This window comes from Sorangium sp. So ce693 (genome assembly GCF_051521375.1).
Lineage (GTDB): Bacteria > Myxococcota_A > Polyangia > Polyangiales > Polyangiaceae > Sorangium > Sorangium atrum.
This window is the reverse complement of record NZ_CP150347.1, coordinates 4,057,480-4,080,261: the sequence shown is the minus strand read 5'-3', so window position 1 is coordinate 4,080,261 and position 22,782 is coordinate 4,057,480. Positions and strand designations below refer to the sequence as shown.

Sequence of the window (22,782 nt, the reverse complement as noted above, 5' to 3'; positions counted from 1 at the left end):
CCCGCTTCCTTCCGGGAGCGGCCAGCGAAAAACGCCGGGAGGCCGCTCCCCTACGAGCGTGCGGGCGACCTCCGGCAGAGGAGCCGGGATCGCAGGGGGATGAGCGCGCTACGCGCGCCGCGGCAAGGCCACGAACGCGACGCGACGGGGTGCAGGCACACGCTCATTCCATGGGCATGGTAACACGACGGTCCCCCCCAGGGCCATGACAAGGGGCGGCGCGTCCGGGAAGCGGTCCTCATTTGCCGTTGTCGTCCGCCCGACCTTTCATCACTCCCAGGCGGGTCCCCCTCTCCCGCCGATTCATCGCAGAGCCCGCTGCTTCCGGCGATCGCTCGTCATCGACCGGTGCGTCTGGCGGCACTGTTCCGCGGGGACGAACCGTCACAATCCGTCGGATTCTCCGGGATTTTGGGAGAGCCTCGTGCCGAGCTCCCCACCTCGCTGCTCGCGCTCGATTCCTCCGCGAAACAGTCGGTCGCCAATCGTATTCGCGCCGTTCAGGAGCGGTACGCCGAAGTTCGGCGTTCCGTCTGCATTCCACTCGAGCCGCTGGACGCGCGTGTGCCGGTTCGGGTCGTAGAGCGGGTCCCCCGTGATCTTCTCGTAGTTCCGCGCGTGGTACACGAGCACGTCGATCGATCCATCCGCCGAGGTCGTGAACGAGTTGTGGCCCGGGCCATACAGCCCGTTTGCGCTGACGAACACTGGATTCTCGTTCTTCGTCCATGAGCTGGCGCTCAGCAGGTCGTCCGTCGCGCTCGCCGTGAGCAGGCCGAGGCAGTAGCGATCGTCCGTCGCGCTCGCTGAGTAGCTGATGAAGATCCGCCCATTCCGCTCGAGCACGGCAGCACCTTCGTTGACCGCGAACCCCGCCGTCTCCCAGGCGTGCTCGGGTCTGGCGATCCGCACGCTGGGCCTGGCCAGCGTCCACGGGTTCATCATGGCCGCGATGAACAAGCTGCTGTTGTCGCCCTCGACGCTGGGGTCCTCCTGCGCCCACACGAGATAGCGCTTGCCGTCGTGCTCGAACGTCGTCGCGTCGAGCGCGAACGTGTCCGAGTCCGTCACGATCTGCCCTCGCTCGATCCACGTGCCATCCATCGGGTTGGCCGATGAGTTCTCGAGCACATACATGCGAATGGCCCAGATGTTGGTCGAGCTTCCGGCGGCGAAATAGATGTACCACTTGCCGTCGATGAAATGTAGCTCGGGCGCCCAGATGTGCGCCGCCATCGGGCCGGTCGCGTGCTTCGTCCAGACGACCTTCGGGGTCGCGCTGGCCAGGCCTCGTATCGTGGTCGCGCGCCCGATCTCGATGCGATCGTACGTCGGCACGCTCGCGGTGAAGTAGTAGTACCCGTCCGTGTGCCGCTTGATGTGGGGATCGGCGCGCTGCGAGATCAAATAGCCGAGCGGCTCGAGCGCGAACGACGCCTCCGAGTTCTTGACCGCCGTGCCGTCGAGCACGTGCGCATAGATCTGGTAGTTCAGGCGCCGGAGATAACGTGTCGGATCTGAGTACCACTGCAGCGAGACCATCGTCGGATCCCCGTTCAGCGCGGGCACGATCCGGAACGTGGCGTCGCTCCGGAACGTGGTGGTATCCGTGAACACGTCGATCCACAGAAGGTGACTCCTCTCTTCGGGTGGAGTCTGCCAGAGCCCGCTAGCCCGGTTGGCCGTCTCGCTCTGCAGCGGGTACCGGGTCGAATTCATCCTGTCGACGTGCAGGTAGCGACCGCCGAGACCCACAGGCTCGAACGACACCAGCGTCGGATCATCCGGGTTCGCCAGGCCGGGCACCACTCTCCACTGGAAGTCGGCAGGAAGCTGGCTGTTTGCCCTATCGTCGAGGTGGGTGATCATCGCGTGATAATAGGAGTGCGCGACGTAGAGCGGCGCGTCCTCCTTGTGCGTCGTGCGAATCTGGTACCCCCCTCCGACGTCGTCGTCGAGATTGGATAGCTCGAGAACAGCGGGTGCGGCGAGGGCCGCATACTCGGGGTCCTCGCTGGCCGGTGAGCCGAAGACGACACGTACGGGCTGAGCTCCGTCGGCCTGCCAGTCATCGACGCTGCTCAAGGTAACGGTCTGCGCCGTGTTCCAGTTCGCCTCCGTGAACGTCAGGTCCGCATGGCTCAGCGTCGCCTCGGTCGCGTCGCTGACGCTGAGGGCGATCGTCACGGGCGCGCTCGGCTGCGACGCGAGGAGCACGGTGAACGTCACGGGAGCGCCGCGCTCGGCGAGGGTCCCCGACGGGTCGCTGACGACGATCCCCGCCGTCCCTGGACCGTCGTCGTCCGTGTTCGTGATGTCAGCGGACTCCGCGACGAGGCCGTCGCAGGCTGGGTCTGCAGAGACCGAGGGCCCGAAGCGGACGCGGAAGATCTGATCCCCGTCGCTGTCCGCGTCGTCCACGCCCGTGACCGTGATCTCTCGAGGGACGCTCCAATCCTCCACCGTGAAGGAGATGGTCGCCGGTGAGACGGAGCCTTCGGTCGCATCCGAGCTCGAGACCGGCACCATGACAGGCCCGCTCGGCGCGCCGTCGAGCGCCACGCTCACGGTCACCCGCCCGCCGGACTCCGAGGTGCTGAGCGCCGTGACCGCCGGCATGATCCGCAATGAATTGGTCGACGCGTCCGGCGCATCGGTCGAGGGCCCATCCGAGCACCCGACCACCACGAGCAGCGCGGCGAAGGCGCCAGCTGCCGCCGTGAGCGCGACGCGTGGCGCAGAGAGGGAAGTGCGCTCTGGATGGGAAGAACTCGGTGCGCGCATGATGAGGGAACCTCTACCCATCAGTGGGTCCGGTAGGATGTTCAGTAGTGGGCGATGATCGCGTCGAGCTCCGCCTGCGTGACCCGGACCGCGTTCGCGTGGCGCACGCCGGACGGAAAGCGGTACTGCCCGCTCGGGAGCTCCGTCCAAGAGCCCGGATCCGTGTCGAGATCCGTCGTGCTCCAGCACCCGAACACACCGCCGTTCAGGTAGTAGTCGGCGAAGAGGTACCATCGACTCTCCCGCGGATCCTTGATGACGAACGGTCCCTCGGTCGCTCGTCTCCTGCTCTGGGTCGACCCGCGCGTGATGTAGTCCGGACTCCATCGCGTGAACGTCGCCGGATCGAGCGCGAGCGTCGAGGAGCGCGCGATCTGGATGTCCTTGCCCGATCCGGTGAGCGCGCTCCCGCTGCTGTCCGTCTCGTCCTTGAAGAAGAGGTAGTTGCGGTCATTCCATTGCGTGATCGTCGCGTCGATGACGCTGTAGCCCGGATCGAAGAGCACGTCGGGCGTCGGGTTGACGATGGTGACGAAGTCCTCGGTGTAGCTGACGTAGATGCGGTTCGCGCCCGTGGTGTCGTTCCCCGACCAGATGATCGCATAGAGCTCGCGATCGGGATCGTAGTAAGCCTCCGGGGCCCAGGCGTGCATCGGGGTGGCGCTGGGGCCCGAGAGGTTCGTGAGCGTGATCAACCGGGGATTCGTGAAGGTGATGAGATCGGTCGAGTCGGCCACGAAGATCTTGGAGCTCGGATGGTTCCAGTAGTTCGAGTCGTTTTCCGAGAGCGTCCAGTCCGTGGCGATATAGACATACGTTCCATCGTTCTTGCGGAACAGGAACGGATCTCGGATGTGATTCGTGCCCATCCCGGTGAGCTGGTACGCAGGCTGTCCATTGGCGAGGGCCGACCAGTGAAGCCCGTCGGTGCTGTAGGCGAGATGCAGCGAATCGCTCGCCACGTCCTGATTCGGCCCGAAGTAGCTCATCACCCAGGCACCCGGGGAGCAGCTGGTTGCATTCATCGTGGCCGTGTGCTCGCCGTTCGTACACTTGAGGCAGCTGCGGTCCGTGGTGCTGCTCCCCTCCGCGCCGACGAGCTCCCCTGGCACGCAGTCGGTCCACGCGACGCATGTCGTCGTGGGATCGGCGTCGTCGTCCCAGGTGCCGTCCGCGCAATCGACAGGCGCGGCGGTCTTGCCTGCGCAGTACGTGCCCGGCGAGCAGCCGTCACACTGCGCGGGCGTGGTGCTCGTCCCAGGCGCGGTCTGCCTCGTCCCAGGCGCGCAGGGCGTGTGCATCCTGCAGCTCGGCGCGTTCATCGTGTCGCTGAAGGTGTCCTCCGGGCACGCCGTGCACCGCCGGTCCGCCGTAGGCGAGCCCTCGGCGCTCGCGAAGGTGCCTGCGGAGCAGCCTGTCCATGCGACGCAGCTCGTCGCGCTGTCGCCGTCGTGATCCCAGGTGCCCTCGGAGCACGCGGGGGGCTCGGCATCGTGCCCTGCGTCTCCGCCGGTCGTCGTCACCGGGTCGCTGCACCCGGAAGTCCATAAGAGCGCCACCAGGAATCGTGCTCTCGATCTGCTTCCCAAACGTGCCATCTCGCTCCTCGGTTTCGCGCCTAGTTGCTGCGCCGATGGACGCCGACGCCCACCCGGTCCGATGTGCGTGGGGCACCTTTGTCCGCGATGACCGAGCGGAGCCGTGCCGGGATCGATCCCGAGGACGGGCGCCCTGCGCGCACGACGGCCTGTTCTGGACAAAGCGAAAGGGTGGTTCTCGAGCGACTGTGAGCGCTCACATCGGCGACGTCAACCGAAATGGCCCGACGACGAGCTCACGGCCGCCGTTCCCGTGGAGCCCATCCGCCTCGACGCAGGTCCGAGGACCGCTCCTCGTGACGCCGCGCTCCAGAGGCGCCCCGCCCGCCCCCCTCGGGCTGGACGACACCGCGGGCCGGTCGATTGGAATTGACGTTGCTCATGTGAGCGTTCACAATCGACCCGATCGGTATCCTTTTGCTTCGCCATGGATGGGTCGTCGTGAACACGGAGACCTTCGTCATCCGATCGATCTCGGCGCCGCCTCCGTCCGGAGGGTCCGCTTCGCCATCCTCAGCAAGAGGAAGGCGGATCGCGTTAAGGAACCTTCTGTCACCTGAGGTGAGCGTGGCGATTCGCCATCGACATCGCCGGCGTCATGTCGTCGCAGCCTTGCTTGGTTCGACAGAGCCAGTTCACACACAGGAGAGAACTCCATCATGAGCCGAAATTGGACTGCCTGGGGCGCCTTGCTGGCAGCCATGCTGGGGTCGGTACCCTCCGCGGGAGCGGCGACGTTGCGTCAGGTCAACGACTGGGGGGAGAGCGGTCTGCCTCGTGACGTGAGCATGTACGTCTATGTCCCGGACCACGTGGCGCCGAATCCTCCGATTCTGACGCTGGTGCACTACTGCGGCGGGACCGCCAGTACAGTGTTTGGTCAGGCGCGGGGCGGGGGCATCGTCGACGCGGCGGACGACCATGGCTTCATCATGGTCGTCCCCAGCAGCGGAAGATGCTGGGACGTCGTGTCGGACAAGACGCGCACGCGCGAAGGCGGTGGCGACAGTCACGCCATCAGGCAGATGGTGAAGTACGCGCTCGACACGTACGGAGGCAACGCGGATCGCGTCTATGCGACGGGAGATTCGTCCGGCGGCATGATGACCGAGCTCCTGCTTGCCCTCTACCCGGACGTCTTCAAAGCAGGCGCCGCGTTGGCGGGCATGCCGGCCGGGTGCCGCGCAGCCAACGAATCAGGCAACAACGGCGGATACAGCGGAGCGTGCGCGGGCGGCTCGGTGACCCACACAGCGCAAGAATGGGGCGACATCGCCCGTACGCTGGCCCCGGGGTATGCGGGACATCGCCCGCGGCTGCAGCTTTTCCACGGCGACGCGGACACCATCATCAGGTACCCGAACCACACGGAGGCCATCAAGCAATGGACCAACGTTCTGGGCGTGGGCGCGAGCCCGACGTCGACCGATACGGGAGTTCGGCTCGGCAACCACGATGCGACGCGGCAGCGCTGGGAGAACGAGTGCGGCTACGTGGTCCTCGACGCGTTCACCTCGATTGGCGGCGATCACGGCCCATCCGACGCGTTATTCCTCGCTGAGTACGTCATCCCCTTTCTGGGTCTCGACAAGACCGGGCCGGTCGATCCCGAGATAGAGCAGTGCAGCGGTGGGGCGGGCGGAAGCGGCGGCGCAGGCGGAACCGGTGGAGATGGTGCGGGTGGTGGACAGGGGCAGGGCGGCATGAGCGGCGGGACCGCTGGGAGCACGGGGTCGAGCGGCACCGCAGGCGGAAGCGGCACCGCAGGCGGAAGTGCCACCGCAGGCGGAAGCGGCACCGCAGTCGGAAGCGGCGGGAGCAGTGGAACGGGTGGAGCCGTCACGGGTGGTGGCCCGGCCGGTAGCGCTGATTCTGGATCGTGCGCGGTCGGCAGGGCCGATTCGGGGGAGTCTGTCGGGACTTCCCTGGTTGCTCTGGCAATTGCACTTTCGACCTTGATCCGTCGTCGTCGGGGGACGGCGGTGGGGTCCACCTGAACCGGGATTACCGAGGGGAGATCCGCGAACGGCCCGCGCCGATCACCGCGGGCGACGCGGCAGCACTCACGCTGGCGACGACACCCCCATGTCGAGGCCGTACTCCGCTCCCTCACGCTCACGGGTGCGCAATGACGATCAGCGCCGGCGCCCGCTCCAGCACGGCGCCAACGCACTCGCGGGCCGTCAACGGATCCAGCGCGCCAAAGCTCTCGTCGAGGATCACGGCGTCCGAGCGCTGGAGCAGCGCGCGCGCCAGGAACAGCCGGCTCCGCTCGCCGTGCGAGAGCTGCCACCCCGTCTCGCCCACGACCTGATCGAGCCCCGAGGGCATCCTGTCCAGCAGCGGCCCGAGGCCCAGCTTGCGGCAGACGACCTCCGCCTCCCGCCGGTCCTCGGGCGACGCGGGCCACGCGCGGCCCATCAGCAGGTTGAACGCGAGCGTCCCGGAGAGCACGTGGTTGTCGTGGAACTGCGGCGCGCTCGCGACGCGGCTGCGCCACGCGGCCCCGCCCAGCGTCCGCCGGTCGAGGCCGCGCAGCAGCACGAGCCCCGACGACGGCGCGTGAAGGCCGCTGAGCACGGCCGCGAGCGTCGACTTGCCGCCGCCGGAGCGCCCCTCGAGCAGCAGCCGGTCGCCCTTCGAGAGCACCAGGTCGCAGCCGCGGAGGACCGGCTCGCCGCGCTCCCCGTCGTAGCGGAACGAGACGCCCCGCGCCTCGATCACGACGTCCGACGTCGCGGCGCGCCCGAGCACGGCCTGCGGGATCCCGGCGGGCTCGCGGCCCTCGGCCGCCGTGAAGAGACGGGCGATCGAACGCCACGAGACGGCGGCGGAGAGGAGCGCGCCGAGGCTCGTCGCCAGCGTCGCGAACGCGGCCTGCGCCTGGAGGATGCCGCCGGTCGCGACGACCAGCGGGCCCGCGCCCACCCCGCCCAGGACCGCGGGGACCAGGCCGAGCAGCCCGAGCGCGAGCCACCCGCGCGCCGGCAGCGACGCGAGGAGATCACCCACGCCATCCATCCCCCGCGCGGCGCGGTGATAGCGCTCCAGCGCCGCGTCCTCCTCCAGGTGGTGGAGGTGCGAGGCCTGCTGGGCGACGCGCGTCCGGTGCCCGACGACGTGCTCGACGAAGCCGCTCGTGATCGCGAACCGCTCGCCCGTCCACGCCGCCCGCTCCCGGGCGAAGCGGCGCCCGAGCAGCGCCACGGCGAGCGTCCACCCGAGGAGCAGCGCGACGTGGAGGCCGCCGCCGGCGCCGGCGGCGAGGACCGCCGCGGCGCTCGCGAGCTGCACGAGCGCGACGATCGCCCCGAGCGCGCCGCCGAGCCCGGCCGTCTCGACCGCCTCGGACTCGGAGACCATGGCCAGCAGCTCGCCCGAGCCGCGCGCCCGGATCGCGGCAGGATCCAGGCGGAGCGCGCCGCACAGCAGGCGCTGCTTGAGGAGCGCGGCGACGTCGATCGTGAGCATGCCCCCCGTGAACGAGGCGAACAGCTGCACGAAGAGCGCCGAGAGCGACAGGAGCACCCACGCGAACAGCCACCCCGGCTGCACGTCGCCCTCGAGCGCGCCCGCGCCGATCAGCCACCAGGCGAAGACGCCGAGCGCGATCTGCGAGGCAGCGGCCGCGAGGAAGATCGCGCCCCGGCGGAGCACCCCGCGCCTCGAGAGCAGGCGCCGGAAGCTCGACCCAGGATCGGGGCGGAGCAGCCACACGCCGTCGATGGGGCGATCCGCGACGAGCTGGGCGAGCAGCTCGTCGCGCGCCCGCGCGGCGCGCCGCGGCGGGACCTGCGCCGCGGCCAGCCACTTGTCGACGTGCGACGCGGGGCGGTCCTCGAGGTGGGCGGTGAGCGCCCGGCGCACGGTCTCCAGCGGGATCCGCGCCGGCGTGAGCGCCGGCGTCAGCACCGAGAGCCCCCGCCGGCCGACGGACATCACCGCGAGGTAGCCCTGCTCGACGCGGACGATCGAGGGGCCGAGGGACGCGAGCGCGCCCCCGAGCTCGGCGAAGCTGCACTGGATGGCCTCCGCCTCGACGCCCATGCAGCCCGCGTACGCCTCGATCCACGCGGTGGGGTCGCCCTCCGGCGGCGCGCCGGGCGACGGGACCGCGCCGGTCGCGAGCCCGCACGCGGCCGTGAGCGCGCTCATCGCGTGGGCGAGCGCGGACGGCTGCCAGACGAGCCCGCCCAACGTCGCCGCCTGTCCGGCCTCGCCCGCCTTCACGCCGCCCCCTGGATGAGCCGGCCGCCCTCCATCGTCGCGCTCCTGAAGCGCTCCTTCGACCAGACCTCGTCGCGCGCCCGCGCGTCCGCCTCGGCGAGCGCGCGGTAGCGGCTCCGCGGGTCGTCCATGAGCTCTCGCGGCGCGCCGTCCTCGACGACCCTGCCCCCCTCGACGACCAGCACGCGATCGAAGCCGAGCGTGTCCATGACGTCGTGGCTGACGAGGACGAGCGTCGAGCGCCCCCAGTGCTCCCGCGCGCGCGCGAGCAGCTCCCGGCGCCGCTCGCGCTCGAGGCCGCGGAAAGGCTCGTCGAGGAGCACGAGGCGCGCGTCGCCCTTCATGAGCGCCCGCGCGAGGCGGACGCGCTGCCCCTGCCCGCCCGACAGGCGCGCGCCCCCCTCGCCGATCGCCGCCTGCAAGCCGTCGGGAAGGCTCTCCAGGACGCCTGTGAGCTCGGCCTGGCTCATGGACAGGGGCACGCGCGCGAGGGCGTCGCCGGCGTGGCCGAAGGTGATGTTCTCGAGGAGTGTGCGGTTCCAGAGCTGGATCGCCGGGTCCACCCACGCGGTCGCGCGGCGGAGGCGCGGGGCCGCCGCGTCGTCGAAGGGGCGCCCGTCGACGAGGACCTCCCCCCCGGACGCCCGCAGCCACCCGAGGAGCAGCGAGAGCAGCGACGATTTTCCCGCGCCCGACGCCCCCACGATCGCGACGTGCGCCCCCGCCGGGACGCTCAGCGAGACGTCGGACAGGAGCGTGTGCCCGCCGGCCTTCACGCTGACGCCCCGGAGGTCGATCGACGCGGAGCACGCGGCGCCCTGCGCGGCGCGCGCTGCGTCGACAACGTCTTCGGCGGGCGCGCGGGGCAGGTCCATCTCCGGCGCCGCGAGCGGCGCGAAGAGGCGCACGGAGGCGTTGCGCACGTTCTTCCAGCCGAGCAGCGCCGCGACGAGCTCCTGCGCCGCCGCGGGGAGGCGCAGCGACCAGAACACGAGCAGGAGCAGCGCCGCGGCCGGGCCGCCGGAGGCGACGTAGCCGCCGACGATCGCGACCGCCACGGCCGTGCTCGCGATCCCCTGGGCGGCCTGCATGGCGGTGGACTGCGCGTGCACGAGCCGGCCAGTCCGCGCCCACTCGACGAGCAGCGCCTCGTGCTCGCGCCGCACCGCACGCTCCGCGCCGTGGACGCGGATGGGCACGACGCCGAGCAGGGCGTCGAGGTAGAACCGCTCGAGCGACGCCGCGTGCGTGCGCAGGCGCATGAGGCTCTCCACGAGCGGCCGCCGCGCGAGGTACGGGGCGGCGAGCGCGACCGCCGCGGCCACCAGCGACAACCACGCGCCGCCCGGGTAGAGCCAGACGACGCCGAGGAGCGTCGCCGCGAACGACAGCGCCGCGCGCGCGATGCGGGCGAAGAGCGCCGGGGCCTCGCGCATCAGGTGCATCGCGTGGCCCCGCGCGGTCATGTCCGAGGTCGGCCGGCTGCGCAGGTAGCGATCCTCGAGGCGCGGCAGCTTCTCCAGGAACGCCGCCCGGAAGCGCACCTCGAGGGCGCGCCCGAGGCGCGACACGGCGTGGGCCACGAAGATCTCGAGCGCCAGGCCCCCGGCGGCGAACGCGACGAGGGCGAGGAGCCCGAGCGCGCGCTGGTACGCGACGGTGACGCTCTTCACCGCGTCGAACAGCCCGCGGAGGACGACAACGTCGATCGCCGCGATGGCGGCGCTCGCCGCGAGCGCCACCCCGACGAGCGCGAGCGCCCCGCCCGCGTCGGCGCGCAGCATCCAGAAGAACAGGCGCGAGGGGGATGGCGTCGGCAGCTCGAGCTCCCGGCGAACGGACGCCGGCAGCGCCGCCGTCGCGGTCGCGCGCGGCGCGGGCCGGCCCGGCGCAACCCCGCGCGCGGCCTCGGCCGCGGCGCTCCCGCGGTAGCTCGGCGGCGGCGCCGCGCCGGGGGGCGCAGGCGCGCGCGCCGCCGCGCCGGCCTCGCCCGCCCCGCGCCGACGCGGGCCGACGTGGACGATGACCGCGCCATGCACGAGCAGCTTCCCGGGCGCCTTGCCCTCCGTGGCCCAGAAGAACCCCTTCGGGATGGCGCCCGCCTCCCCGGCGAGGGCGCGCTCGAAGACGCCGTGGAGCACGCGCTGCGCCTCGCCCCCGCGCGCGATCGCGCCGCCGTGGACGAGGCGCGCCACCATCCGCACGGCGGCGTCGAGCGCCGCGAACGGCTTCCACCCCGGGTCCGCGTCGGCCCGGGCGATCAGCGCCTCCCCGTCCGCGCGCAGCGCGCGCAGCTTCGCGCGGAGCGGGCCGAGCGAGTCCGCGGACGACGCCCACCGCCGCCACCGCTCGATCGAGATGGGGATCGGGAAGTGCGGCATGTCCTCCATGAAGCGCGCTGAGCGCACCCAGCGGCGCCCGCTCCCGGGGTCGAGGATCTGCACGAACGGCCCGAGCCGGCGCCAGACGACCACGAAGTGGAGCGCGCCGCCCGCGCCGCGCTTGACCACGATCGCGGGCAGGCAGTCGGCCTCTGGCAGGAGGAAGCTGTCGTGGGGGACGACCACCTCGGCGGTCGCGAGCCCGAGCTCCTGCCCGAGCGCGGCGAGCGCGTCGATGGAGGTCCCGTCCACGTCCGTCTGGCAGCGGTCGCGGAGCCACTCGTAGTGCACGTCGACGCCGAACCCCTGCAGCACCGCCTTGAGCGCGGCGGGGCCGCAGTCCATCAGCGACGCCTGCAGCACCTCGGGGACGAGGAACGCGCGCTTCATCGCGCGCCTCCCGGCGCCACGGCGCGCAGGAGGAGCGCCCACGGAGAGACGCGCTCCACCTCGACCTCGGTGGTCCCCGGCATCCCGTGCTGCACAGGGATCGACGCCGCGCTCTCCGGCCGCACGAGCAGCTCGACGCGGATCGCGCCGTCGTACGGCTCGCTCGCCACGTGGGAGACCTCCCCCTCGATCATGCCGAACTGCGTCCACGCGAACCCGTCGAGGCGCATCCGCGCCCTCTGCCCGGGGACGATGCGCCCCACCGCGTCGGACGGCGCGAAGAGCGCGACCGCGTGGAGGTCGTCGCCGGGGACGACCGTCGCCACGAGGTCGCCCGGCTTGAGCACGTCCCCCACCTGGAGCGCCGCGATGTTCCCGAGCTTCCCCGCGATGGGCGCGCGGACCTTGCGCCGCTCGATCTGCGCGAGCGCCGTGGCCACGGCCGCCTCGGCCTCCTGCTGCTCGGCCACCAGATCCCCGAGCGCGCGCCCGAGCTCCGCGAGGCGGGCCGCCGTCTGCCGCTCGTCGTGGTGCCCCGCGACCGAGAGCCGCCGGAGATCGGCGCGCGCCCCCTCCGCCTTGAGCCGCTCGTCGGCGGCGCGGCTCTTCGCCTCGAGGTGGTCGGCCGTCGACGCGAGCCGCTCGTCGTGCAGGCGCTCGGAGATCGCGCGGAGCTCCTCGCCGTGCGCGGCGGAGAGATCCCGCTGGCGCAGGTCGATCCTGGCGCGCGCCACCGAGGCGTCGGACAGCTTCACCTGCCACGCGCGCACCTCCTCCTCGACCGCGATCTGGTGCTGCAGCGCATCGATCTTCGGCGCGAGCGCGGCCGCCCTCGTCCGCTCCTCCTCCAGGCGCCTCTCCTCGACGGAGGCGTCCAGCTCGACGAGCACCTCCCCTTGCTCGACGTGGCGCCCGAGCGACACCTGCACGACCGACACGCGCCCGGGCTCGACGGCGGCCACGCGGTGAGCCATCCGGCTGACCTCCAGGCGCGCCTTCCCGGTCGTCGCGTAGACCGAGACGCGCGCCGCGTGCATCCAGCCCGCCCACGCGCCGAGCACCGCGAGGATCACGGCGAGGCGGATCCAGGTCCTCGGCCCGCGCTCGATCTCGAGCGACCGCATCGTGCGGAAGAACGGCGAGGCCACGTCAGCACTCCTCCAGCGCGACCTTCTTGCGGGGCCGCGCGATGCCGTACGCGTTGAGCTTGTTGGTGAGGGTGCGCCGCGAGACGCCGAGCAGCTCGGCGGCGCGCGTCTGGTTCTGGCGGGCCTGCTCGAGCGCGGCGACGATGCGATCCCGCTCGAAGGAGCGCAGATCGCCCTTGATCCCGGCCTCGACCGGCGCGCGCGGCGCCTCCAGCATCAGGTGATCCGCGCCGATCGGCCCGCCCTTCGACATCACGACCGCGCGCTCGACCACGTGGCGCAGCTCCCGGACGTTCCCCGGCCAGGCGTGCGAGAGGAGCGCGGCGGTCGCCTCCTTCGCGAGCGGCGGCGCCGGGCGCGCGAGCCGCTGCGAGAGGCGCGCCGCGAAGAGCGCCGCGAGCGGCAGGATCTCGGAGGTGCGGGCCCGGAGCGGCGGGATCCGCAGGGTGATCGCGTTGAGGCGGAAGTAGAGGTCCTGGCGGAAGCTCCCCTCCCGCACCATCTGCTCGAGATCGCGGTGCGTCGCCGCGATCACCCGGACGTCCACGCGCCGCGGGCGCGTGCTCCCGACGCGGACGATCTCGCCGTACTCCAGCGTGCGGAGCAGCTTCGCCTGCGTGCGCGGGGACAGCTCCCCCACCTCGTCGAGGAAGAGCGTGCCCTCGTGGGCGGCCTCGAACAGCCCTTCGCGCGGCGCCACCGCCCCGGTGAACGCGCCGCGCTCGTGGCCAAAGAGCTCGCTCTCGACGAGCGACTCCGACAGGCTCGCGCAGTTCACCTTCACGAAGCGCTCGCGCGGGTGCCGCGACATGCCGGCGATCCACTCCGCCACCACCTCTTTTCCCGTCCCGGTCTCGCCGAGGATCAGGACCGGCAGCGGCGTGGGCGCCACGGTCTCGAGGGCCTCGCGCAGGCGCCTCATCTCCGGATCGAGCGCGAGAAAACCGCTGGAACAGTCATCCACCATGAAGGCTCCCCCTCGCGCCGAAGGCGCGGGACGCGCGTGTCGCAAGTGCGACCGAGTTCAGGAGCGAGCCGAAGCAAGTCGGTGACCAACGCGCCGCTCCGTCCATGAACGACCTGGCCAGGATGCCCCCCACGCTCCTCGGCGGCGCGAGGCATCGCCGAGGAGAGCGCGTGTGAGGCGCAGGCTGTCCTGCGCGGAGGCTGCGCGACGAGGCTCGCCGCGCCGCCTGGAGGCCGGAGCCTCCACCTGGTGGCGGGAGCCGCCACCAGGAACGAGGGAGACGCTCGCGGCGCGAGCGCGCTGCTGTCATGACCTGTTATTGCATCGAGCGTCGCGCTGGCCGGCCGGCCGGCCAGCGCGGGCGCCGACGTCGAGGGCGGCCGCGCCAGGTCGGCGCGACTTGCGCAACATCGGCACGTAGTGCGCCAGCGTGGTGGACACCTCGGTGCATGGTCCTCGCCGGAGGCCGAGCGTGTGTCCGTCCGCCCGGGGGCGCCTTGCGTCCGTCCGCCCGGAGGCGCCTTGTGGGCCGCTGGCGTGCAGCCAGCAGGCTCCGGGCGCGGCGGATGTTATCGCAGGATGCCGAGGGCGGTCTCGATCTGGTTGCGGGCGACGACGCCGTGATCGTCGACCGAGTAATCGTCGGCCTCGAGCCGGAAGGTGCGCGTCGCGGTGACGTCCGCCCTGCCGCTGAAGCGGTACGGGATGACGGGCGACGTGAGCGTCTCCCGGAGCAGCTGGAGGCCGAGATCGACGGGGACGCTGACGGGGACGCGGACCTGCGTCGTGCGGTCGGAAGGGAGCCATACGCCGTCGCCGTCGGCCCGGAAGTCGACCGGCAGCGGGTAGCGGCCGGCGAGCACGACCTGGCCGCGGACCGCGCGCACGGCCACGTCGTACGAGTTCGGGTTGTGGACGTTGACGACGATGGTCATGAGGATGCCGAGGCTCGGCGGGAAGGCGATGCGGATCCCTGTGATCTCGGCGTGGTCGAGCTGCATCGTCGGCTTGCTCACGCAGGCGGCGCCGGCGATCGCCGTCAGCGCTGCGAGCGCGAGCGCGGGCAGGCGGCGCAGGGGGGTGGTCTTCCGGGAAAACGGCACGAGCGCGAGCTTAGCCGCGCAGGGCCACGCCGTCACCTCGCGGCGTGGCGGGGCGAGCGCGTCGAACGGCGGCGCGCGCTCGGAGGGCCGCGGCGCTCGGCTCGCGCCGGCGATGCCCGTCGGCGCGCCGGATCCACGTTCGCCGGGGTCGTCGGCCGCCGGTCAGGACGAGCGCCCGGAGGAGCTGGCAGCGACGCTGTCGTGAAGCACCTCGCGTGTCCCGGCGCCGGCGACGAGCAGCCATGTCTGGAGCGTCTTCAGATCGTGCGTGGCCTCCACGGCGGACTTCAGCGCCGGCGGCATGAGGCCGAACCGCTCTTCATAGAGCTCGATCGTCGCCTGCGCCATCGCCTGCGCCATCCCCTCGGCGCGCCCCTGCTCGATGAACTGCCCGACGAGTTCCTTCCTGGCCATCACGGACTCCCCTTCCTCCCGCGTCGCCGGCCCGTGCTCGGCGACCTCCGCCCGCGAGCGTAGCAGCGGACCGAGCTCGATGTCGCGCGCCGGCGCCGCGCGCCGCGTCCAGCGGCCGCCCGGGGGTCGTCGATCGCCTGTCGGATCGTGCGTCCGCCGCGCGCCCGCCGCGCGCCCGGGCGCGGGGGCGCTCGGCGCGGCAGGCTCGGCTCGTCCGGCGGCGCGGGGCCGCTCCCGGCTCGACGGGCCTCCGGCTTGACGTGACGGGGGCCGGGCCGCAGAGCCAGCAGACTGAAGGCCATGGGGAGCCGGCTGCTCGTCCGCAAACCGCTGTCGGTCATGAGAGAAGAGCTGCAGGGGGAGCACCGCCTCCGGCGCGTCCTCGGGCCGCTGCAGCTCACGAGCCTCGGGATCGGCGCCATCATCGGGACAGGCATCTTCGTACTCACAGGCCAGGCCGCGCACGACAAGGCAGGTCCTTCGCTGATGCTATCCTTCGTGGTCGCGGGGATGGCCTGCGTGTTCGCGGCCCTCTGCTACGCGGAGTTCGCGGCGATGGTGCCAGTCGCGGGCTCGGCCTACGCGTACTCGTACGCGACGCTCGGCGAGCTGCCGGCGTGGATCATCGGGTGGGATCTCGTCCTCGAGTACGCCGTCGGCGCCGCCACCGTGGCGCACGGGTGGTCCCATTATTTTCAGGACTTCATCGGGATCTTCGGGGTAGAGCTGCCAAGAGAGCTCAGGAGCGCGCCGTTCGACTACAAACCGGCGCTCGGAGAGCTCGTGTCCACGGGGGCGATCCTCGATCTCCCGGCCATCCTCGTGACGGTCGTGGTCACGGTCATCCTGCTCAAGGGCATCCGCGAGAGCGCGACGCTCAACGCCGTCATGGTCGCGCTCAAGCTCGCCGTCGTGCTCTTCGTCATCGTGGTGGGCGCGTTCCACGTCGACCCGGACAACTGGCGGCCGTTCGCGCCGTTCGGGCTCGGGGGGCTCAGCTTCTTCGGTCACACGATCTTCGGCGAGACCGGTAAAGGGGGAGAGCCGCTCGGGATGCTCGCCGGCGCCGCGACCATCTTCTTCGCGTACATCGGGTTCGATTCGGTGTCGACCCACGCCGAGGAAGCGAAGCGCCCGCAGCGCGATCTGCCCACTGGCATCGTCGCCTCGCTCGTGATCTGCACCCTCCTCTACGTCTCCGTCGCGGCTATCCTGACGGGCATGGTGCCCTACACCGAGCTGAGCATCGACGCGCCGGTCTCCGACGCCTTCGCGCGCGTCGGCCTCCCGTGGGCGCAGCTCATCATCTCCCTCGGGGCGGTCGCCGGGATCACCTCCGTGCTGCTCGTGCTCATGCTCAGCCAGCCGCGCGTGCTGCTCGCAATGGCCCGTGACGGGCTCCTGCCCAGACGCTTCTTCGGATCGGTGCACCCGGTCTTCAAGACGCCCTGGAAGTCCACCTTGCTCACCGGGTTCGTGGTCGCCACCCTCTCCGCGCTCCTCCCGCTGCGGATCCTTGCGGAGCTCGTCAATATCGGGACGCTCCTTGCGTTCCTGTTCGTCTGCGCGGCGGTCCTGATCATGCGCCGGACGGCGCCGGACGCGGCGCGCCCGTTCCGGGTGCCGCTCTACCCGCTCACCCCGATCCTCGGGATCGTGATCTGTCTCCTCCTCATGTTCTCGCTGCCCACCGAGAACTGGCTGCGCCTCGCCGCCTGGCTCCTCGTCGGGTTCGCGATCTACTTCGGCTACAGCCGCAAGCACAGCGCGTTGACGGCGGAGCCCGTGACGCGGATCCCTGAGTCCCCGCGCTAGCTCGCGCGCGGCGCGGCAGCGCGGCGACGCCCGCGGGAGACGCGACGTACGGCGATCGCCTCGAAGTCGAGCCGACATGGTCCTTTCGGGACGCGGCCGCAGCAGGGCTCGCCTTCATCGCAGACAGCCCGCGCGCCCCCTGACGGCGCGGAGCGCCGCGCCATGACTGAATCCACTTCGCCGGAGTGGTGGTACCGTCGGCCCACCTATGGATGTCGTCTCCGACGGGCCGCTCCCTGTCGCCTCGCTCCTCTGGCAGGTGCGCTCCTTGACCTGGGTGCTCACCGTCGTCTGCAAGGCGACCTTCACGCTCGCGCCGGGCGAGTCGCCGCTCGCGCCCGCGCAGGAGCCGATCCGCGAGCGCGACGCGCACCTGGACGACGACCCCGCGCGCAGCCTGATCGAGGCGAGCGATCTCGCGCCGCTCAAGCAGGGCGCCGATGTCGTCCTCGTCGGCCACGCCCACGCGCCCGGCGGCAGCCCCGCGCGGTCGCTGATCGCACGGATGGCGGTGGGCGAGATCGATAAACCCATTCAGGTGTTCTGCGATCGCCTGTTCACCCAGGAGGGCGAGCTCCTGGAAGGAGCGCACTTCACGACGATGCCGCTCGCCTACGAGCGCGCCGCGGGCGGGCCGGACACGGACAACCCTGCGGGCATCCATCGCGCGGCGCGCGACGCCCGCGGCAGGGCCGCCGTCCCGAACCTCCTCCCCGTGGATCGGGTCGTGACCAGCCCGGACGACCCCATCGCGGCGGTGGGCTTCGGGCCCATCGGCCCCACGTGGCCTTTGCGGCACCGCAGGCTCGGCAAACACGCGGCGGCCTGGTCGTCGGGAGCGCTGCTCTCGAGCCCACTGCCGGAGGATTTCGACCGCACCTTCTTCAACGTCGCTCCGCTCGATCAGCGCCTGCTGCAGCTCCGCGAGGACGAGCAGATCGTGCTCGAGAACCTCCATCCCCGCCACCCGCGCCTCGTCACCAGCCTTCCTGGCGTCCGCCCGCGGGCGACCGTCACCGGCCGCGCCGGCGGGCCGCGCGATCTCTCCATGCGCTGCGACACGCTCGTGATCGACGCCGATCGCCTCCTCTGCACGCTGACCTGGCGAGGCCAGCTCCCGCTCGCGAGCCCCAAGGAGTCAGGGCAGATCCGCGTCTCGCTGGAGCGGCCCGCGAGGCAGGCGCCCGCCGAGGCAGCCACCCCCTCGGCGCCGGGGCCCCAGCCGCCGCCGCGCGTGGGCCCGGCCGGCCCCACGGTGAAGCCTCCCTCCCTCGGCCCGTCGACGTTGACCCTCGACATCCACGCGAAGTCGCCCGACGCGCCGCAGGCGACGATCATGCCCTTTCGCGCGGGACCGCCTGCGCCGCCTCCCCCCGAGGCGCCCGCCCCGCGGCCGGCCGAGCCGCCCCGTTTCCGGTCGAAGCGGAGCTCGATCGAGGGCGAGACCGGCGACATCACCGAGGAGGCGACGAAGGTGCCTCTCCCCTTCGTCGCCCCGTCCTCGGCGCCGCCCCCCGCCGCCGCGTCCAACACCCCTCCTTCGAACATCCCTCCTCCGAACACCCCCTCTCCGATCCCTGCCCCGCCGATCGCCAAGGCCTCGCCCGGCGAGCCGATGAGCCCCTGGGCGGCCGGCGCTCCGCAGCCCGGATCGGGCGCCGCGGGTATGATCCCGCACGCGCCGGCGGCGCCGCAGACCATCGGCGCGATGTTCGCGGGTGCAGGCGCGGCGGCGGACTCGAGCGCCGCGTTCGCGCCGGCGGCGGCGCAGCGGGACGCGCTGACGCTCATCTGGTTCGATCGGAAGAGCGTGCCGCGCATCGTCCGCAAGCCGGCCTGGCAGCGCCTGCTCGACGCGATGGAGGACGAGCCCCTCGATCCGGAGGCCGACGATCCGGCCCTCTCCGACGAGCCCGCCGAGATCGAGGATCGGGCGCAGGTCTTCGAGATCCTCGATCGCGGCGCGGCCACCGACGTCGCGGGCGTGCACGGGGCGCTCGCGCGCGCCGCCGGCAAGCGCGGCATGCCGATGCCGCCGCTCGAGCTGGTCGAGGGCGAGCTCTCGCTGTCCTTCGACGAGGTCGAGACGCTGAAGGCCCTGGTCTCCACCGCGACGCCGCTCGCGACCGGCGACGACGCGCTCGCGGCGGCGCTCGAGACCGCCGAGAGATTCCTCGCCACGCCGGGCGTCTCGACCGCGCCCGCCGTGGCCGCAGCGCTGTGCGGGAGGATCCGCGAGGCGCTCGCCCACGGAAAGAGAGGCCGGGTGGAGCTCGCGAGCGAGCAGGTGGAGCGCGCGCTCCTGGAGCAGCGGCACTACCAGAAGCGCAAGGTGCTGGGCGGGCCGCACCTGCGCGCCCTCTTGCGCGTGGCGGGAGAGACGCAGCCGCTCGTGATCTACCTGCCGGCCTCGATCGCCGAGGCGCTGCCGCTCTCGGCGCGCTTCCGGGCGCGGGCGATCGCGGCGGTGCACCCGGCGATGGACGAGCGGGAGGCGGAGCCGGTGGCGCTCCAGGCGGTCGCGCTCGGGCGGGTGGTGCAGGTCCGGCAGGGCCGCGCATCATGAGGGTACGACAGCGGGAGAGGCGCTCACGCCCCCTGCCCGTTCGCGGCCCGCGATGGCGGAGGTCCTCGGCGCTCGGCCCCCAGCGCCGTCAGCCGCACCCGAGCCGCAGCGCCTCGCCCGCCTCGCCCTCGACGAGGAATCCGCCGATCTCCGTCCCCACGATCTCGCTCCGCTGCCTGACCGAGCACGACGGCAGGAACGACCGCAGCACCCGCGGATCGTAGAAGCGGAAATAGAGCCTCTTCCCCGTCTCTTCATCCCTCACGATCAGCGACCGCCGCAGTCTCTGCCGCACTTCTCGGAGCGGCCTCCGCCCGGTCAGGTAGACTCCCCAGCTCTCGCCCCACCCCTCGTTCACCAGCACCGGCAAGAGCGCCGACCCCTTCTCGATCCGCACCAGGTGCGGCGCCGCCCGGGCCATCGCCTCGCCCGCGACCCCCTCGAAGAGCGAGCGATTCTCCTCCTCGCAGGCGCGCAGCAGCGTGAGGATGCGCCGATCGCGGGCGGCGTCGAGGAGGGCGAAGAGCGGCTCCGGCTCGCTCTGCAGCGCCGCGAGCGCGGCGGCCCGCGCGGCGAGCAGCTCGCGTGACGGCGGCGGGCGCGGCGGCGCGGGCGGGAGATCGGCGCCCTGATCGTCGGGCACGAGCCGCAGCAGGAAGTGGGTTTGCCCCGCGACGACGAGGGCGCCGTCGCCGATCGCGGCCTCGGCGACCGCCTTGCCGTCGACCAGCGTCCCCCGGCGGCTCCGATCGAGGAGCCGGCAGACGGCGCCGTCCCACGCCGCCTCGAAGTGCACAGGCGCCATCTGCTCGTCCTGCGAGATCACGAGCTCGGCCCGCCCGAGGCGCCCCACGCGCAGCGCCTCGCCGGCCTGGAGGCGCACGCGCCGCCCGGCGAGCAGCCCTGATGTCACGTGGAGCAGCGCCTTCACCCGGCGCCGCCCATCCGGCAGCTCTCGCAATCGAGGAATGGAGTCCCCGACGCGGACGCGGCGAGCAATGCGTCGATCTCGGGGGTCGAGCCGATGTTCACCGTCGGACACCCGGTCACGATCGCGCCCTTCGGCGCCGTCTCGTCGCCGAGCCGCGCGGCCATGGCGCCCTCGATGAACACGGTCGCCGAGCCCTCGACGATCGCGGCGCTGGCCGGGCACGCGGCGCGATCGCCGACCCGCGCCGCGGGCTGGAAGCCGATGTTCACCGTCCTGGCCGACGTGACGATCGGCGTGGGCCCAGGGTGCGTCTGGCAGGTGTGCAGATCGGTGAGGCGCGCGGCGGCGGGCATGATCTCGCTCCTCCTCGTCTCAGGGAGACGGCGTGTCCTTGGGGTGCGCCTCTTCGGCCTGGAGCGGCGCCGCCGGGTTCGCGCCCTGGCCGGCGCCCGGCGCGCCGCCGCTGTTGATGTTGACGACGGTTCCCACGATGTCGACGCCCCCCGGGTGGATGTCGATGAAGCCCCCAGGCCCCTTGATGGTGAGCCGCTGGCCCGCCTCGAGCACCAGGGTCGCGCCCGCCTTGATGTGGATCTGCCCGCCGGCCTCGAGCGCGTGGTTCGCGCCCACGCGCTCGTCCCGGTTCACGGCGACCGTGAGCGACACCGAGCCGTCGACGGCCTGTCGCTGGTCCAGCTTCACGTGCACGTGGTCGCCCCCGTGGACGAGCTGTTTCCGTGTGCCCTTCACGACCACGTGCTCGTCGCCGCCCACGGTGCTCCGCTTGTGGCGCGCGGTGCGCTCGACCTCATCGCGCTTGACGAGCTGGTTCCTGTCGCGCTGCGCCTGCATGTAGACGAGCTCCTGGCCCGCCTGGTCCTCGAACTTGATCTCGTTGTAGCCCGCGCCGCCGGGCGACGAGCTGCTCTTCCAGGTGCTCACCGTCTTGTGATCAGGCAGCTTGTACGGCACGAGCTCACGGCCGTTGAAGGCGCGCCCGGCCACGATGGGGAGATCGGGATCGCCGTCGAGGAAGGCCACGAGCACCTCCTGGCCGACGCGGGGGAGCATGAACATCCCGAAGCCGGCTCCCGCCCAGCCCTGGCTCACGCGCATCCAGCACGAGCTGTTGTCGTCGAGCTTGCCCTCGCGATCCCACGGAAACTGCACGCGCACCCGTCCGAGCTCGTCGGTGTGGATCTCGGCGCCCGGCGGCCCCACCACGGTCGCGCTCTGCAGCCCGGGCGCGACCGGCCTGGGCGTCTTGCGCGCCGGCCGGTACGGGACCTTGGAATCGGCGAAGAGCGCGCGCCCGTGCACGCTCCACGGCTCGTCGAGCGAGGCCGCGATCTCGAGCTCGGCCACCATCAGCGGCCCTTTTCCCACCTCCGGGTGCGGGTGCTGATCGACGGAGAAGACCCGGCCCGGGTAGAGGTCGATCACGTTGGCTTCGAAGAGCACGCCGCGCTTGTCGGCGCGCATCGCCGCGAGGACCCGTGTCGACAGATCGGCTCCGTGCTTCGGGTCGTGGCGGTAAACGCCCTTGGCGTCGCCGACGGGCGCGCCGCCCCCGGCGCTCGCGGCGAGGAACGCGCCGGGCTCGTAGCTGTACTGCTCGTACTTCGCCTCGGGCGCGGGCGCCGGGGGCGCCTCGCCGGTGAGCGCGAACGAGGGTTTGCGGAAGTCGTGGCCGCGGATCGTGCTCGCGCCGGGCCGGACCTCGTGGCTGAGCCGCACCCTGGTGACGAACTCGCGCTCCGAGGTCTCGAGGGGGTTGTCGATGTAAGGCAGCGGCGGCCCCGGCCGCAGCGGCTCCGACTCGAGCTTGTCGCTCAGGGTGAGCTTGGCGTCCTTCCCGCTGTCCGGGAAGGTGTAGGCGATGCCTGCCTCTTCGAGGAGGCGGCAGAGAAAGGCGTGGTCGCTCTCGCCGTGCTGGACCTTGTACTCGAGCCTTGGATACGCGCCGCGATCGATCTTCCACGCCGGCTCGATCGCCCACTCGCCGAGGAGCGCGTCGACGATGTCGGGGATGGAGAGGTGCTGGTAGATGCGGTGTCCGCGGCGCTGGGTGAGCAGCCAGAGGCGCGGCACGATGCGGAGGTAGTATGTCGAGAGCCCCGTCGGCTCGGCCTGCACCTGCTCCACGTGGCTGCACACGCCCTGCCAGAGCCTGCTGCTCAGCCAGTGGAGGTGCTCGGGGTCGGGCTGGATCTGGAGCGACGCGCTCTGACCGACGAGCGGCTCCAGCTCGAGATCCGAGAGCCTGGACCGGGCCCACACCGAGACGGTGAAGAGCTCGGAGACGGCCTCCTGGATCACGACACGGCGCACGGAGAGCAAGGCCTCCCCGGACTGGAACGAGAGCTCGAAGATCGACATTCGGATCGGTCCTGGGTGCGAGCGCCGCCGCGGGAGGCTGCGGGGAGCGGATGGTAGCCCACCTCAGGAGAGAACGGGG

Annotated in this window: 14 protein-coding genes; 3 read left to right on the top strand and 11 right to left on the bottom strand. The window is 71.9% G+C overall.

From position 1 onward, the window contains the following. Positions 1-384: 384 nt before the first annotated feature. Both WMF14_RS15550 and WMF14_RS15545 read right to left on the bottom strand, forming a co-directional pair. Positions 385-2,784 (bottom strand): family 43 glycosylhydrolase, encoded by a 2,400-nt coding sequence (locus WMF14_RS15550; RefSeq protein ID WP_437801781.1) that lies wholly within the window; start codon positions 2,782-2,784, stop codon positions 385-387. A 41-nt stretch (positions 2,785-2,825) separates the two neighbouring features. Then, positions 2,826-4,307, bottom strand: a complete 1,482-nt coding sequence (locus WMF14_RS15545) for a hypothetical protein (protein ID WP_437801779.1) — start codon at positions 4,305-4,307, stop codon at positions 2,826-2,828. Positions 4,308-5,041: 734 nt separating this feature from the next. Here WMF14_RS15545 and WMF14_RS15540 point away from each other — a divergent pair. Continuing rightward, complete coding sequence (locus tag WMF14_RS15540) at positions 5,042-6,379, top strand: extracellular catalytic domain type 1 short-chain-length polyhydroxyalkanoate depolymerase (RefSeq protein WP_437801777.1); 1,338 nt, start codon at positions 5,042-5,044, stop codon at positions 6,377-6,379. Between the two features lie 118 nt (positions 6,380-6,497). On the opposite strand, the gene WMF14_RS15535 is transcribed toward WMF14_RS15540, so the two are convergent. The 6 genes from WMF14_RS15535 to WMF14_RS15510 form a co-directional block, all read right to left on the bottom strand. Continuing rightward, positions 6,498-8,612: an ATP-binding cassette domain-containing protein gene (locus WMF14_RS15535; protein WP_437801775.1), complete on the bottom strand. Its 2,115-nt coding sequence runs from the start codon at positions 8,610-8,612 to the stop codon at positions 6,498-6,500. Beyond that, entirely contained in the window at positions 8,609-11,380 is a 2,772-nt protein-coding gene (locus WMF14_RS15530; protein ID WP_437801773.1) for an ATP-binding cassette domain-containing protein, read from the bottom strand. The genes WMF14_RS15535 and WMF14_RS15530 overlap by 4 nt, the downstream gene beginning before the upstream one ends. Continuing rightward, a complete protein-coding gene (locus WMF14_RS15525; RefSeq protein WP_437801771.1) occupies positions 11,377-12,528 on the bottom strand; it encodes an HlyD family secretion protein in 1,152 nt (383 codons plus the stop codon). Before WMF14_RS15525 ends, WMF14_RS15530 begins: the two co-directional genes overlap by 4 nt. 1 nt (position 12,529) lies before the next feature. After that, a complete protein-coding gene (locus WMF14_RS15520; protein ID WP_272103749.1) occupies positions 12,530-13,495 on the bottom strand; it encodes a sigma-54 interaction domain-containing protein in 966 nt (321 codons plus the stop codon). A gap of 569 nt (positions 13,496-14,064) precedes the next feature. Beyond that, positions 14,065-14,598, bottom strand: a complete 534-nt coding sequence (locus WMF14_RS15515; protein ID WP_437801769.1) for an LEA type 2 family protein — start codon at positions 14,596-14,598, stop codon at positions 14,065-14,067. Between the two features lie 162 nt (positions 14,599-14,760). Continuing rightward, positions 14,761-15,012: a hypothetical protein gene (locus tag WMF14_RS15510; RefSeq protein WP_437801767.1), complete on the bottom strand. Its 252-nt coding sequence runs from the start codon at positions 15,010-15,012 to the stop codon at positions 14,761-14,763. Between the two features lie 339 nt (positions 15,013-15,351). Here WMF14_RS15510 and WMF14_RS15505 point away from each other — a divergent pair, with 339 nt between their 5' ends. Together WMF14_RS15505 and WMF14_RS15500 are read left to right on the top strand one after the other, a co-directional pair. Further along, positions 15,352-16,827: an amino acid permease gene (locus WMF14_RS15505; protein WP_437801765.1), complete on the top strand. Its 1,476-nt coding sequence runs from the start codon at positions 15,352-15,354 to the stop codon at positions 16,825-16,827. 208 nt (positions 16,828-17,035) lie between these two features. Continuing rightward, positions 17,036-19,393, top strand: coding sequence for a DUF2169 family type VI secretion system accessory protein (locus tag WMF14_RS15500; protein ID WP_437801763.1), 2,358 nt, complete (start codon positions 17,036-17,038; stop codon positions 19,391-19,393). A gap of 88 nt (positions 19,394-19,481) precedes the next feature. On the opposite strand, the gene WMF14_RS15495 is transcribed toward WMF14_RS15500, so the two are convergent. The 3 genes from WMF14_RS15495 to WMF14_RS15485 are packed head-to-tail and all read right to left on the bottom strand — an operon-like array spanning position 19,482 to position 22,703. Further along, positions 19,482-20,306 carry a DUF4123 domain-containing protein gene (locus WMF14_RS15495; protein ID WP_437801761.1) on the bottom strand — a complete coding sequence of 275 codons (825 nt, stop codon included), beginning with the start codon at positions 20,304-20,306 and terminating at the stop codon, positions 19,482-19,484. Positions 20,307-20,320: 14 nt separating this feature from the next. After that, the gene (locus WMF14_RS15490) at positions 20,321-20,677 is read right to left on the bottom strand and encodes a PAAR domain-containing protein (RefSeq protein WP_272103715.1); all 357 of its coding nucleotides are present in this window, start codon (positions 20,675-20,677) and stop codon (positions 20,321-20,323) included. A gap of 19 nt (positions 20,678-20,696) precedes the next feature. Continuing rightward, positions 20,697-22,703, bottom strand: coding sequence for a type VI secretion system Vgr family protein (locus WMF14_RS15485; RefSeq protein ID WP_437801759.1), 2,007 nt, complete (start codon positions 22,701-22,703; stop codon positions 20,697-20,699). Between the last annotated feature and the right edge of the window lie 79 nt (positions 22,704-22,782).